We start from the raw sequence: 548 nt of genomic DNA, 5'->3' as shown, positions 1-548 counted from the left end.
CTCAGCCCGCGCGCCGATTTCCTCGAATGGTTCAAGGCGCCGCGCGTCTTTCCCGAGCGCATCCGGTCCTTCAAGAAGGCGCTGAAAGAGGCCGATGTCGGTATCGCCTCGCTGCTGCCGATGTATCGCTGGGCCTCCAATGACGAGGCCGAACGGCAGGCGGCGGTCAAACACTGGAAACGCGCCATCGAGATCGCCATCGAACTGGAGGTCGACACGATGAACTCCGAATTCGGCCGCGGTCCGCATCCCGACAAGGGGTCATGTTATTGCTGCCATACCGGCTCGATGATCGAGGCCTGCGAGGATGCCTGGTGGCGCTCGATGGAAGAGCTGGTGCCGATCTTCGAGCGCGAAGGCATCAACCTGCATGTCGAGCCGCATCCCGAGGACTGGTGCGAAACGCTGCAGCCGGCGCTCGACATCATCCGCACCGTCAATTCGAAGAATGTGAAGTTCCTCTATTGCGCGCCGCATACCTTCTATTTCGGCGACGACACCAAGGCGATGCTGCGGGAAGCCAAGGATGTGCTGGCGCATGTGCATGT

At 61.1% G+C, this 548-nt stretch carries 1 protein-coding gene; it reads left to right on the top strand.

What is annotated here, in order from left to right; all coding sequences use genetic code 11:
• The coding region (locus tag ASB65_RS21070; protein WP_141681080.1) for a sugar phosphate isomerase/epimerase family protein at positions 1-548 on the top strand (548 nt) is incomplete at both ends.

The sequence above is a fragment of the Agrobacterium tumefaciens str. B6 genome (assembly GCF_001541315.1).
Taxonomy (GTDB): Bacteria; Pseudomonadota; Alphaproteobacteria; order Rhizobiales; family Rhizobiaceae; genus Agrobacterium; species Agrobacterium radiobacter.
This window is presented reverse-complemented; position numbering and strand designations above follow the sequence as displayed.